The organism is Variovorax frigidus, from assembly GCF_051216515.1.
Classification (GTDB): domain Bacteria; phylum Pseudomonadota; class Gammaproteobacteria; order Burkholderiales; family Burkholderiaceae_C; genus Variovorax.
On the sequence record NZ_JBPJZF010000007.1, the window covers coordinates 264,743 to 276,965 of the forward strand.

The window sequence follows — 12,223 nt, forward strand, 5'->3', positions numbered from 1 at the left end:
CGGGCGAGCTCCTTACTTGGCGGCCGAAGCCGCGGCGGCCGGCGCCGAAGCGGCCGGTGCAGCAGCTGGGGCTGCCGCCGCCGTACCCGGCTTGACCCATGGCACGGCCTTCACCGGCGTACCGGGCGGCATCATCTGCAGCTTCTGGAAGCCGTCGACCATCACCTGCTCACCGGCCTTCAGGCCGTCGAGCACGATCCACTGGTTGTCCTGCGCCGCACTGATCTTCACCGGACGCTTGCTGAGCTTGCCGTCGGCGGCCACCACGGTGACCGTGTCGCCCTGCTCGGTGCGCGTGACAGCCTGCTGCGGTACCGCGATCGCGTTGCTGACCTGGGCCTGTTCGATCTTCACGCGCACATACAGGCCGGGCAGCAGTTCGCCCTTGGGATTGGGCAGTTCGGCGCGCAGCGTGACCTGGCCGGTCGTCGGATCGACCGTGAGGTCGGAGAACAACAGCTTGCCCGGCAGCGGGTATTCGCCGCCGCCTTCGAGCAGCACGCGAACGCTCGCCGCATCGGCCCCGTCGGCGCGCTTGAACTTGCCGTCGGCCATGGCGCGGCGCAGCTTCAGCACGTCGTTGGCCGACTGCGTGAAGTTGACGTAGAGCGGGTTGATCTGCTGGATCACGGCGAGCTCCGTCGCATCGCCCTGGCCCACGAGTGCGCCTTCGGTCACCAGCGCGCGGCCGATGCGGCCCGAGATGGGGGCGGTCACGGCCGCATAGCCCAGGTTGATCTTGGCGGTGGTCACCGAAGCGCGGCCCACGGCCACGTCGGCCTCGGCCGTCTTCTGCGAAGCGACCGCATTCGCGTATTCCTGCTTGCTCACCGCATTGGCCTCGACCAGCGGCTTGTAGCGATCGGCCAGTGCCTTGGCCTGCACCGCGTTGGCTTCGGCACGCGCCAGGCTGGCCTGCGCGCTCTGCGCCGCGGCGGTATAGGGCGCCGCATCGATGCGGAACAGCGGCTGGCCGGCCTTCACGTCGCTGCCTTCACGGAACAGCCGCTCCTGCAGGATGCCGGCGGCGCGCGCGCGCACCTGCGCCACCCGCGAGGCCTCGAGACGGCCCGGCAGCTCGGTCACCAGACCGACGTCGGTCAGGGTCGCGACCACCACACCGACTTCGGGCGGCGGCGGCGCGGCGCCAGCCGGCGCTGCCGCCGCGGCTGGATCCTTGCCCTTGCCGCAAGCCGCAAGCAGGGCAAAGACCAGCACGGCGACGCCGGACAAGGCCATGCGCCGAGGGGAAAACGAACGACGCGAAGAGACATGCGATTGCGGCATGTGATTCCTTTGAAGCAAAGAGGAGACGACGCGAAGCGACCTTGATCGCCGTCAAGGCCTGTCGGCCAGGTGGGTCATCGGGAGGCGGCTAGTTTACATACATTCATGGATGTATATTTAGGCAAGACATTCAAATCCTTATCAGGAGACAAATTGGCCCGCCACACGAAGGAAGAGGCCCTCGCCACACGCAACCGTCTGCTCGATGCAGCGGAGCTGCTGTTCCAGGCGCAGGGCGTTTCGCAGACCTCGCTGCAGCAGATCGCGCAGCAAGCGGGGGCGACGCGTGGCGCGATCTACTGGCACTTCAAGGACAAGGCCGATCTCTTCAACGCGATGATGGAGCGTGTGACGCTGCCGCTGGAGGCGGCGGCGCGGGCCACCGGCCCGGTCCGCGACGACCCGCTGGAGGAGATCGAACGCGGGTTGCTCGTGGCGCTGAAGCTCATGACCACCGACCCGCAGGTGCGGCGCGTGTTCGAGGTGGCGACGCACAAGGTCGAGTACACGCACGACATGCAGTCGGTGCAGCAACGCCACCTGAGCGCACGCGACGCCTGCGTCATCGACTTCGAGCAGGCCTTGCGCCATGCGGCACGGCGCCAACGCATCCGCCTCGCCATTCCCGCGGCGGCGGCGGCGCAGGGACTGCATGCGCTGGTCAGCGGCCTGATCCAGAATTGGCTGCTCGACCCCTCGTCCTTCGACCTGGTGCAAGTGGGCAAACGCACTTTCGAGGTCTACGTGAACGGCTTGGGCTTCGGCCATCCGCCCGCCGCGATCGAAATCCTTGCCGAGAAAATTTCGATGGTCGCCTGATGGGCGATAATCGTCGACTTGCGGCACTGTGCCGCGAACTCTCTCGCTGTATTTCAACGGATAGAATTCGGCCCTCCGAAGGCTGAGATCCAGGTTCGATTCCTGGCGGCGGGACCATTTTCAAGGCCGGGCACTTTCACAAGTGCCCGGCCTTTTTCATGGGCTTCCGAGAACAGTGCAGCGCATCGCACGACAGCCGGACAAGCTCATGAAGGTCTCAGGCCGAAATTGCAGCACTCCACAGCCATGTCGATGATGTCCTCCAGCGCCGCGCTGCCGTTGTCGGTGCGATAGACGGCGCTGTACACCATCGGTGGGGGCATGGGATCGCACCGGACGATGCGCAAGCGCCCGGCCTCGATGTCGGGCCGCACGTAGTCCAGCGCCATCTGCGCGATGCCGAACCCACCGATGGCCAACTGGCGCAGCACGGTGGTGCTGTTGGTCGCCAGCACCTTGTTGAACTTGAATCCGTGCTCTGCCAGCCAGCCTTCGTAGTACCGGTTCTTGGCGGCACCCGTGGACTGTTCGAGGATCGGATAGTTCGCGAATTCCGCAGGTCGCAGCGGTCGATCGGGCAACGGGATGGAGGGACTCGCCATCCAGTAGTCGTCGACCTGCCCCACCTTGACGGTTGCATAGTCCTTGCCCCAATAGGTGCCCGGGATGATGACCAGATCGATCTTGTTGGTCTCCAGTCCCTGGAACAGGCTGAGCCCCGCATCGACGACCGGCTCGATCATCAATGCCGGATGCTGGACCTGGATCTTCCGGATGAAGTCCGTGAGCCAGGTCATGGCGATCAATTCCGTGGCGCCGAGACGGAAATTCCCTTTGAGCGTGTGGTCGCCGCTCATCTCCGCCGCGATCCGCCCCGTCAACCTTTGCGACTCTTCCGCAAAGGGCAGCAGTCTGCGACCGCCCTGGGTCATCTCCAGGCCTTTGGGGGTCCGGCGCAAGAGCGGCGTGTCCAGGACGCTTTCCAGTTCGGCAACGCGTTTGGAGATGGCCGATTGCGTCGTGTGCAGCTTGTCCGCCGCAGCGCTGAAACTGTGCAGCTTCACGCTGAACAGAAAGGCTTCCAACTGCTTGAAGGTGAGGTTCATGGGCGAATGGGCGAATGGGCGCCGGGTGCAGGAAAAAAAGGAATAGCACCTCAATCCCTTTATTCGTTTTGCGCTTAGGGAGGGGCTCCGGATACTACAGAAACCGTCATTGCAGCCCCTCTGAACCATGCTTCGAATCGCCACCAGACTCAACCGCATCCAACCCTCCCCCAGCTCCATGGCAGGGCAGCGCGCTCGCGAACTCCGCGCACAGGGACGCGACATCGTCGGACTGACGGCCGGAGAGCCGGACTTCGACACCCCCGAACACATCAAGGAGGCCGCTCGGCGCGCCATGGCCGAAGGGCAGACCCGCTACACCGACGTGGGCGGAACTCCGGCGCTCAAGGAGGCGGTCGCCCACAAGTTCAAGAATGAAAACGGACTGGCCTATGCGCAGAACGAGATCATCGTCGGCACCGGCGCGAAGCAGGTCATCTTCAATGCGGTGATGTGCACGGTGGAGGCGGGCGACGAGGTCATCGTGCCCGCGCCCTACTGGGTCTCCTATCCCGACATCGTGCGGCTTGCCGGCGGCACGCCGGTGATCGCCGAATGCGCAGCCGGCGAGGGCTTCAAGCTGACGCCCGAGAAGCTCGAACAAGCGATCTCGCCACGCACGCGCTGGTTGGTACTGAATTCGCCCAACAACCCCAGCGGTGCAGCCTACAGCCGCGAGGAGCTGATCGGGCTCGGGGAGGTGTTGATGCGTCATCCGCACGTCTGGGTGCTCACCGACGACATCTACGAGCACCTGCTGTACGACGGCAAGACCTTCGTCACCCTGGCGGAGGTGGTGCCCGCACTCAAGGAGCGAACCCTCACCATCAACGGCGTCTCCAAGGCCTATGCGATGACCGGGTGGCGCGTAGGCTTCGGCGCCGGCCCTGCCGAATTGATCAAGGCGATGGTCAAGCTGCAGTCGCAGAGCACCTCCGGCACCTGCTCCGTCAGCCAGGCCGCGGCGCGCGCGGCGCTGGCCGGTCCCCAGGATTTCGTGACCGCCAGCCGGCAGGTCTTTCAACAGCGCCGGGACGTGGTCGTGGCCGCCCTGAACCGCATCCCGGGCATCCAGTGCCACGTGCCCGATGGCGCGTTCTACGTCTTCGCATCCTGCGAAGCCCTGTTCGGTGCCCGCACGCCGGCGGGACAGACGATCCTCAACAGCAACGACTGGATCCTGCATCTGCTCGAGGCACAGAACGTGGCTGCCCTGCAGGGCAGCGCCTACGGCATCGATACGCACTTCCGCATCTCGTTCGCGGCCGGCACCGCCTACCTGGAAGAGGCCTGCCGTCGCATCGCCGCGGCGCGCGACCAACTCAGCCACTGATCCGTCTTCCGTCCTGTCCCTCCCCCTCCAGAGAACCACCATGCAACTTCGCTCCCTGCTCCGCACGTTGATTTCCGTGGCCGCCACGATCGCCGTCGTCTCCCCGGCCATGGCCAACGACCCGTTCCCGTCCAAGCCCGTGCGCATCGTGGTCGGCTTCTCGCCTGGTGGCTCGAACGACATCGTGGCGCGGCTGCTGGCGCCGAAGTTGGCGGAAGGCCTGGGCCAGCAGGTTCTCGTGGAGAACAAGCCCGGCGCGGGCGGGAACATCGCTGCGCAGACGATGCTCGGCGCACCGCCCGACGGCCACACGCTGATGATGTGCACGACCGGCACGGTGTCGATCCAGCCGCATCTGACCAAGGCGCCGTTCAACCCGGAGACCGACCTGCTGCCGGTGACGCTGATCGCCAATGCACCCTATCTGCTGCTGGTGAACGCCTCGATACCTGCGACCACCGTCAAGGAGCTGATTTCGTACGCCAAGAGTCATCCGGGCCAGCTCAACTTCGCCTCGTCAGGCAATGCCACCGGCGGGCATCTGGCGGGCGAGATGTTCAAGTCCAAGGCGGGCGTGGACATCGTCCACGTGCCCTACAAGGGCACGGGGCAGGCGATGACGGATCTGCTCGCCGGCCAGATTTCGATCATCTTCGACCAGGCCGTGAGCTCCATGCCTTACGCCAAGTCCGGCAAGCTGCGGATTCTGGGCGTGGCGAGTCCGCAGCGGCTGAAGGGGTTGCCGGAGGTCCCGACGATTTCGGAGTCGGGCGTGCCCAATTTCGATCCGGTCACCTGGACCGGACTGTGCGCCGCCAAGGGCACACCGGCCGCCGCCATCCTGCGCGTCCAGCAGGAAGTGGCCAAGGTGCTGGCCACGCCGGAGATCTCGCAGAAGCTCATCGCAGCGGGGCTGGAGCCGGTCGCCAGCACGCCCGAGCAATTCCGCGCGTTCCTGGCGGCCGACAAGATCAAATGGGGCACGGTCATCAAGGATGCCGGCGTCAAGGTGGACTGAGTCGAGCTTCGGGTCCATTTTTCCTTCTCTTCCAGGCCTCACGCCATGAACCAACTCCCCGAAGTCATCCGCCACATCGAGCGCGTCAGCGCCGATGTCGCGGCCCAGGCCGCCACCTTCCAGGCCGCCATCCTTGCCGACGTGGCCGGGCGCCGCGGCACCATGCACAGCCGTGTCGCGCCGGTGCACGAACGCATGAAGCTCGCCGGCCCTGCGTTCACCGTCGAGGTGCGACCCGGCGACAACCTGATGATCCACGCGGCCATTGCGCTCGCACAGCCGGGCGACATCCTCGTGATCGACGGCAAGGGCGATCAGACCGCGGCCCTGATGGGCACGCTGATGCTCAGCGCCTGCAAGCAGCGCCGGCTCGGCGGCGTGGTGGTCGATGGCGCCATCCGTGACAGGCTCGAAGTGCTCGAGCTGGATTTCCCGGTGTTCAGCGCCGGCTTCAACCCGGCTGGCCCGACCAAGTTCGTGCCCGGCCGCGTCAACCACCCGATCTCGGCCGGCGGCGTCACGGTGAACCCCGGCGATCTGGTGGTGGCCGATGCCGACGGCGTGGTGGTGATCGAGCGCGCCAAGGCGCCCGCGATGATGGAACTGGCCGTGAGGAAGGTGGCCGACGAAGCCGCGCGCATCGAGGCGATCCAGCGCGGCGACACCGCCGCCAAGTGGCTGCCGGCCGCGCTGCGTGCCGCGGGAGTGCTGGCGGCGGGCGAGCACCTGGTCTGAGGTGGGCGGCCATGCCGGACCGCAACGCTGAGTTCCGAACCCTACGCATGGCCGCGGTCGTCGCCTCAATCGATGAAGGCCGCCAGCTCATCTGGGGACCCTGAGGGGAACGATTCTTTCAGGAATTCCAGGAACGTTGATACGCGGGCGCTCAGCAGCCGGCGAGAGGGGTACAAGGCCCACAGTGCAATCTCCGGGCCTTCGACATCGCCCCAGCGCACCAGCTTCCCGGACGCCAAATCCTGGGTCACCAGGGAGATCGGCAAGCGGGCAACACCGACGCCCGCACGGACGGCGTCCCGCACCATGAACAACGAGGCAAGAGACAGCACCGGTCTCACGGTGATGCACTTCTTGCCGGACATGCCCGTGTACTCCCAAGAAGATGCCGTGGCGCCGAAGCCGCCACCGCGCATGACTGCTGGAACCGCTGCCTTGCCCACAGGTGGCTCGAGCTGCGGGCTCGCAACAACGACGAGACGGTCCCTCATGAAGATCCGTCCCACCAGCCTTGCATCCGGATCCGGGTTGACCCGGATCACCAGGTCGTAGCCCTCTTCCACCATGTCCACGGCCCGGTCTTCGGTCGTGACTTCAAGCCGGATCTCTGGATACCTCAGCGCGAACTTGGCTGCCAGCTTTCCCATGGCTGCCTGCGAGAAGAGCAGCGGCGCACTGACCCGCAAGTTGCCTCGCGGCGTCTCGCCGCCCGAGGCGATCGCCGCAGCCGTTTCGTCGAGTTCGGCCAGCAGTACTGACGTCCTTTCGTAAAGGGCGCGCCCCTCCTCCGTGAGCTTCAACACTCTCGCGCCCCGCTCGAACAAACGCAGATTGAGGCCGCTTTCGAGATCGGACACCCGTCGGGACAGGGTTGCCTTGGGGCGGCCTGATTCGCGCGCCGCGCGCCCGACGCCGCCATGGCGCGCGACAAGGTTGAAGTCAGCCAGTGCAAGCAAGTCCATCTGTTCCACCCGTGAGACGAAGCGTCCAAATATAGCGACTATCGACGCCATAACGGAACAACGAAGATCTGGGCTCGTTTCAACCCACCGGAGTTTTTCATGACCATCCTCATCACCGGCGCCTCTGGCGCCATCGGCCGCCAAGTCGTCCAGCAACTCGTCGACCGCGGAGCCGCCGTGCGTGCACTCGTCCGCGACCCGGCAAAGACCGACTTCCCCGTCGGCGTCGAAGTCATGCAAGGTGACTTGCTCGACGTCGCGTCGCTGCGCAAAGCCGTGGCCGGCGTGTCCACGCTGTTCCTGCTCAACGGCGTCGTCCCGGACGAGTTTACGCAGGCCCTGGTCACCCTGAACGTGGCACGCGATGCCGGGATCGATCGGATCGTCTATCTGTCGGTGATCCACAGCGACAAGTACCTGAACGTTCCCCACTTCGCCGGCAAGTTCGGCGTGGAGCGAATGCTCGAGCAGATGGGCTTTGGCGCCACCATCCTGCGGCCAGCCTATTTCATGCAGAACGACCTCACCGTCAAGGACGTCGTCACCGGATACGGCGTTTATCCGATGCCCATTGGCAACAAGGGTCTCGCCATGATCGACACACGCGACATCGCGGAGGTCGCTGCCATCGAACTGCTTCGCCGCGAACAAGCGCCCGGATCGCTTCCACTGAGCCGGATCAATCTGGTGGGTCCCGATGCGCTGACCGGAAACGACGTCGCCGGCATCTGGTCGGAAGTATTGGGCCGCTCTGTCAACTACGGCGGCGACGACACCGCTGGCTTCGAAAAGAACCTGCTGAACTTCATGCCGAGCTGGATGGCGTACGACATGCGCCTCATGAGCGAACGCTTTCTGGCCGAGGGCATGACCCCGGAGGCGGGTGACGTGGAGCGCCTGACGACGCTGCTGGGCCGCCCGCTGCGCTCGTACCGGGTCTTTGCGTCCGAAATCTCGGCGTCGGCGTGACCTGAGTCGGCCCTTCACCCCCCCACAAGGAGTTCCTCAGGATTTACTCGACAGCCGCCCTCACCCGCGCCCAGGCCCGGGCCGGGTCTGCATCGGCGAAATCACATTGAAGAACGCGCGCGGCAGACCTCGGCGGCAACCCGGTGGAAGGCCGGAGGATTGAGGGTTCCCCTTATCATCCAGAGCCGGCTCGATGGGCAATGCCTCTGCGTCGTGTTGGCGCTCCGTGTCCGCGCAAGGCATCGGCCCTGCTTTTACGACCCGCGCCAGCTTTGGAACCTAGAAATGGACAGCCGCGACCTCCCCGACGACGACAGGTTGATCGAACTGCAGCGCTTCGAGCTGCTCGTCTCAGCGATCCACGACTATGCAATCTACATGCTCGATGCCCATGGCCATGTGGTGAGTTGGAACGCCGGAGCGGCCCGATTCAAGGGCTATGCAGCCGACGAAATCATCGGGGAGCATTTCTCCCGCTTCTATTCACCCGAAGACCGCGCGGCGGGAATTCCCGACCGCGCCTTGAAGACGGCCGAGACCGAAGGCACCTTTCAGGCCGAAGGCTGGCGCGTGCGGAAGGATGGTTCGCGCTTCTGGGCCAACGTCGTGATCGACCCGATCTACACGGTGGATCGCCGCCTGCTGGGCTTTGCCAAGATCACCCGCGACGTCGGTGACCGCAAGGCGGCAGAAGACGCTCTGCGCAAGAGCGAGCAGGAGTTTCGCCTGCTGGTCCAGGGGGTCACCGACTATGCGATCTACATGCTCGATTCCGAAGGGCGGATCACCAACTGGAACGCCGGAGCGCAGCGGATCAAGGGCTACACCGAGTCCGAAGTGCTCGGCACCCATTTTTCGCGTTTCTACACACCGGAGGATCGGGATTTCGGAATTCCGCAGCGCGCCCTGTCCACCGCCCTGGCCGAGGGGCGGTACGAGCAGGAAGGCTGGCGGGTCCGCAAGGACGGCTCCCGCTTCGTTGCGCATGTCGTCATCGATGCACTCCACGACGAGGTCGGGAAGTTCATCGGCTTCGCCAAGATCACCCGCGACGTCACCGAGCGCCGGGAGGCGGCCGAGACGCTGAGGCGAACGGAGAAGGCGCTGCTCCAAGCGCAGAAGATGGAGACCATCGGCAAGCTCACCGGTGGCGTGGCGCACGATTTCAACAACCTCCTGCAGGTCATCGCAGGCAATCTGCAGTTGCTGGCGCGGGAGGTCACCGGCAACGAGCGCGCCGAGCGACGGGTTCAGAACGCGATGGCCGGTGTGCGCCGTGGAGCGAAGCTGGCGGGGCATCTGCTCGCGTTCGGTCGACGGCAGACGCTCGAGCCCAAGGTCGTGAACCTTGGCCGCTTCATCCAGTCGATGGACGACATGCTTCAACGTGCGCTGGGAGAAGCGGTGCAGGTGCAAGCCGTTGTCGCCAGCAGTCTGTGGAACACGTCGGTGGATCTGTCTCAGGTCGAGAACGCGGTGCTGAATCTGGCCATCAATGCGCGCGACGCCATGGAAGGCGTGGGCAAGTTGACGCTGGAGCTCAGCAACGCCGTGCTCGACGATGCCTACGCTCGGTCCCATGCGGAGGTGGAGGCCGGCGAATACGTCCTGCTGGCGGTGTCGGACACGGGTGCCGGCATGACGCCTGAAGTGATGGCGCAAGCCTTCGATCCGTTCTACACGACCAAGCCCGAAGGCAAGGGGACCGGCCTGGGCCTGTCAATGGTCTACGGTTTCATAAAGCAGTCGGGCGGCCATGTGAAGATCTACAGCGAGATCGGCCACGGAACCACGGTCAAGCTCTACCTGCCTCGGTCGCGAGATTCCGAACAGGTGCTTGCGCAGCCCGACACGCGCCCGCTCGAGGGCGGCACCGAAACCATCCTGGTTGCAGAGGACGACGAACAGGTGCGCGCCATCGTGGTCGAAACGCTCAAGGAACTGGGCTATCACGTGCTCGTGGCCAGCGATGCCGAGGAGGCGATGGCCGTCGTGAAGAGCGGAATCAAGATCGACCTGCTGTTCACCGACGTGGTGATGCCTGGGCCACTGCGCAGTCCTGACCTGGCGCGCAAGGCCCGCGAGTTGCTGCCGAACATCGCGGTGTTGTTCACGTCGGGCTACACCCGCAATGCCATCGTGCACGGCGGGCGCCTCGACCCTGGCGTGGAATTGCTGGCGAAGCCCTATTCGCGGGAAGACCTGGCGCGCCGCGTCCGGCAGGCGCTGACGAAGACGCATCAAGGAGGCGAGCCACCGCTTGACTCCGGCCGCTCGGCACCGGAGGTCAGCAGCGGTCGCCTGCGCATTCTGCTGGTCGATGACGACGAGGTGAATCGTGCGACCACAGCAGAGCTCCTCACCAGTCTGGGTCATGCGGTCACACACGCGCCGAGCGGCGAACAGGCGCTGGCGGCGCTGGACGTCGGAGGCATCGACGTGCTCCTGGTGGATGCTGACCTGACCGGCATGTCGGCGACGGCGCTCGCTGAATCTGGCCGACAGCGCCAGCCGGGCCTGGTTGTCGTGCTCGCCACGGAGCAGGCCGATCCGGTGACTTTGCCCAACGTCCAACGGCTTGCGAAACCGTACGATGCGAACTCGATCTCGGCACTTTTGAGCAGCTTGAACGCTGCCGCGTAAGCGAAAGACACGTTCGGGCTACCGTAGTCGCAGCAGCACCGGATGACTGTAGTGAGTGCTGCCTTGCACTCCAACGAGCCTTTACCGCGGAGCATGGGCCTGTTGAAGGGTAGGCGTCGGCTCATGGCCCTCTTGCCCACAGCCGTTCAATCAGATGTCGAAGACCTGGCGCAGCATGTGGATCGATCAGCTTCGGGTCGGCGCCCTGTGGGTTCACTCTGTCGTCCTCTTTGCGTCGTCGGGTTGCAAACGCCCGGGTACGAGGTGCTCAGGCGGCCAGCCGCTGCTCGACGTGCTGCGGCCCGAGACCGCGCCCCATTTCGCCGGGTGCAAGAGCCGCCTTCAACAGAGATGGACTCCAGCTCAACATTCCCGTACGCGCCTTTCGCGAGCACTGCCCTTCTGTTGATGTGCCGCCGACTCTAGAGAGCGAAGATGCCACGGTGTACTTGCCTGGTGTACCGAATCAAGCGGGCAGCGAAGGGCCACAAATTGAAAAGCCCCTGATTCCGTTAAGAATCAAGGGCTTAGAAGAGTGGTGGCCTGGGTCGGAATCGAACCAACGACACGCGGATTTTCAATCCGCTGCTCTACCAACTGAGCTACCGGGCCATGTGTGCAGCCTGCGATTATACAGCGCTTCTGCGGCCTCTCGACAAGTCGACGCCCAATTGCTTGAGTTTTCTGTAGAGATGCGTGCGCTCCAGGCCCGTCTTCTCGGCCACGCGGGTCATCGAGCCGTTCTCCATCGCCAGATGGAATTCGAAGTACGCCTTCTCGAAGCCGTCGCGCGCATCGCGCAGCGGGCGGTCGAGATCGAAGCTCTGGCGCGATTGCGGGCCGGGGTCGACGACGGCCGTCACCACATCGTGCATGGCGGGCACCAGCGCGCTCTCGCCGGCCGTGGTGACCACGGTCGCCGCGAAGCCGCTGGTCACCGGCACCACGCTCGCGGCGGCACGGCGCGCGCTCTCTCGCGCCAGGCCCTGCTCCACGGCCTTGAGCAGCTTCTGCATGGTGATCGGCTTCTCGAGGAAGGCGAAGGCGCCGATGCGCGTGGCGTCGACGGCCGTGTCGATGGTGGCGTGGCCGCTCATCATGATCACCGGCATGCTCAGCAGGCCCGCGGTGGACCACTCCTTGAGCAAGGTGACGCCGTCGGTGTCGGGCATCCAGATGTCGAGCAGCACCAGGTCGGGCCGCGCACGCTGCCGGGCGGCGCGCGCCTCCGCGGCGTTCTCGGCGAGCTCCACGTGGTGGCCCTCGTCATTGAGAATTTCAAAGAGCAGGTCCCGGATGCCCAGCTCGTCGTCGACCACGAGGATGTTTGCCATGAGTCTTTGTTGCTGCT

At 65.1% G+C, this 12,223-nt stretch carries 10 protein-coding genes and 2 tRNA genes; 7 read left to right on the forward strand and 5 right to left on the reverse strand.

The window, feature by feature from the left end; all coding sequences use genetic code 11:
* Positions 1-12: 12 nt before the first annotated feature.
* A complete protein-coding gene (locus ACSFBC_RS21965) occupies positions 13-1,287 on the reverse strand; it encodes an efflux RND transporter periplasmic adaptor subunit (protein ID WP_435512470.1) in 1,275 nt (424 codons plus the stop codon).
* A 153-nt stretch (positions 1,288-1,440) separates the two neighbouring features.
* Here ACSFBC_RS21965 and ACSFBC_RS21970 point away from each other — a divergent pair, with 153 nt between their 5' ends.
* Both ACSFBC_RS21970 and ACSFBC_RS21975 read left to right on the forward strand, forming a co-directional pair.
* On the forward strand, positions 1,441-2,106 hold the full coding sequence (locus ACSFBC_RS21970; protein ID WP_435512471.1) for a TetR family transcriptional regulator: 666 nt from the start codon (positions 1,441-1,443) through the stop codon (positions 2,104-2,106).
* A gap of 42 nt (positions 2,107-2,148) precedes the next feature.
* A tRNA-Arg gene (locus ACSFBC_RS21975) sits at positions 2,149-2,223 on the forward strand.
* Between the two features lie 89 nt (positions 2,224-2,312).
* Here the strand turns inward: ACSFBC_RS21975 and ACSFBC_RS21980 are convergent.
* Positions 2,313-3,212: a LysR family transcriptional regulator gene (locus ACSFBC_RS21980; protein ID WP_435512472.1), complete on the reverse strand. Its 900-nt coding sequence runs from the start codon at positions 3,210-3,212 to the stop codon at positions 2,313-2,315.
* Between the two features lie 127 nt (positions 3,213-3,339).
* Here ACSFBC_RS21980 and ACSFBC_RS21985 point away from each other — a divergent pair, with 127 nt between their 5' ends.
* Genes ACSFBC_RS21985 through ACSFBC_RS21995 form a run of 3 tightly spaced genes read left to right on the forward strand, consistent with a single transcriptional unit; the run spans position 3,340 to position 6,298 of the window.
* Positions 3,340-4,545, forward strand: coding sequence for a pyridoxal phosphate-dependent aminotransferase (locus ACSFBC_RS21985; protein WP_435512473.1), 1,206 nt, complete (start codon positions 3,340-3,342; stop codon positions 4,543-4,545).
* Positions 4,546-4,585: 40 nt separating this feature from the next.
* Positions 4,586-5,563, forward strand: coding sequence for a Bug family tripartite tricarboxylate transporter substrate binding protein (locus ACSFBC_RS21990; RefSeq protein ID WP_435512474.1), 978 nt, complete (start codon positions 4,586-4,588; stop codon positions 5,561-5,563).
* 45 nt (positions 5,564-5,608) lie between these two features.
* Positions 5,609-6,298 (forward strand): RraA family protein, encoded by a 690-nt coding sequence (locus ACSFBC_RS21995; protein WP_435512475.1) that lies wholly within the window; start codon positions 5,609-5,611, stop codon positions 6,296-6,298.
* Positions 6,299-6,363: 65 nt separating this feature from the next.
* Here ACSFBC_RS21995 and ACSFBC_RS22000 read toward each other — a convergent pair whose 3' ends face one another.
* On the reverse strand, positions 6,364-7,260 hold the full coding sequence (locus ACSFBC_RS22000) for a LysR family transcriptional regulator (RefSeq protein WP_435512476.1): 897 nt from the start codon (positions 7,258-7,260) through the stop codon (positions 6,364-6,366).
* A gap of 99 nt (positions 7,261-7,359) precedes the next feature.
* Between ACSFBC_RS22000 and ACSFBC_RS22005 the strand changes: the two genes are divergently transcribed.
* Complete coding sequence (locus ACSFBC_RS22005; RefSeq protein WP_435512477.1) at positions 7,360-8,229, forward strand: SDR family oxidoreductase; 870 nt, start codon at positions 7,360-7,362, stop codon at positions 8,227-8,229.
* A 285-nt stretch (positions 8,230-8,514) separates the two neighbouring features.
* Positions 8,515-10,872, forward strand: a complete 2,358-nt coding sequence (locus ACSFBC_RS22010; protein WP_435512478.1) for a hybrid sensor histidine kinase/response regulator — start codon at positions 8,515-8,517, stop codon at positions 10,870-10,872.
* 536 nt (positions 10,873-11,408) lie between these two features.
* Here the strand turns inward: ACSFBC_RS22010 and ACSFBC_RS22015 are convergent.
* Both ACSFBC_RS22015 and ACSFBC_RS22020 read right to left on the reverse strand, forming a co-directional pair.
* A tRNA-Phe gene (locus ACSFBC_RS22015) sits at positions 11,409-11,484 on the reverse strand.
* Between the two features lie 17 nt (positions 11,485-11,501).
* Positions 11,502-12,206 (reverse strand): response regulator, encoded by a 705-nt coding sequence (locus ACSFBC_RS22020; protein ID WP_435512479.1) that lies wholly within the window; start codon positions 12,204-12,206, stop codon positions 11,502-11,504.
* Positions 12,207-12,223: the final 17 nt, after the last annotated feature.

Bases quoted from the DNA above. Each gene is read 5' to 3' on its own strand.
- ACSFBC_RS21965 (WP_435512470.1), bottom strand. From the start codon at position 1,287: ATGCCGCAATCGCATGTCTCTTCGCGTCGTTCGTTTTCCCCTCGGCGC.
- ACSFBC_RS21980 (WP_435512472.1), bottom strand. From the start codon at position 3,212: ATGAACCTCACCTTCAAGCAGTTGGAAGCCTTTCTGTTCAGCGTGAAG.
- ACSFBC_RS21985 (WP_435512473.1), top strand. From the start codon at position 3,340: ATGCTTCGAATCGCCACCAGACTCAACCGCATCCAACCCTCCCCCAGC.
- ACSFBC_RS21990 (WP_435512474.1), top strand. From the start codon at position 4,586: ATGCAACTTCGCTCCCTGCTCCGCACGTTGATTTCCGTGGCCGCCACG.
- ACSFBC_RS21995 (WP_435512475.1), top strand. From the start codon at position 5,609: ATGAACCAACTCCCCGAAGTCATCCGCCACATCGAGCGCGTCAGCGCC.
- ACSFBC_RS22000 (WP_435512476.1), bottom strand. From the start codon at position 7,260: ATGGACTTGCTTGCACTGGCTGACTTCAACCTTGTCGCGCGCCATGGC.
- ACSFBC_RS22005 (WP_435512477.1), top strand. From the start codon at position 7,360: ATGACCATCCTCATCACCGGCGCCTCTGGCGCCATCGGCCGCCAAGTC.
- ACSFBC_RS22010 (WP_435512478.1), top strand. From the start codon at position 8,515: ATGGACAGCCGCGACCTCCCCGACGACGACAGGTTGATCGAACTGCAG.
- ACSFBC_RS22020 (WP_435512479.1), bottom strand. From the start codon at position 12,206: ATGGCAAACATCCTCGTGGTCGACGACGAGCTGGGCATCCGGGACCTG.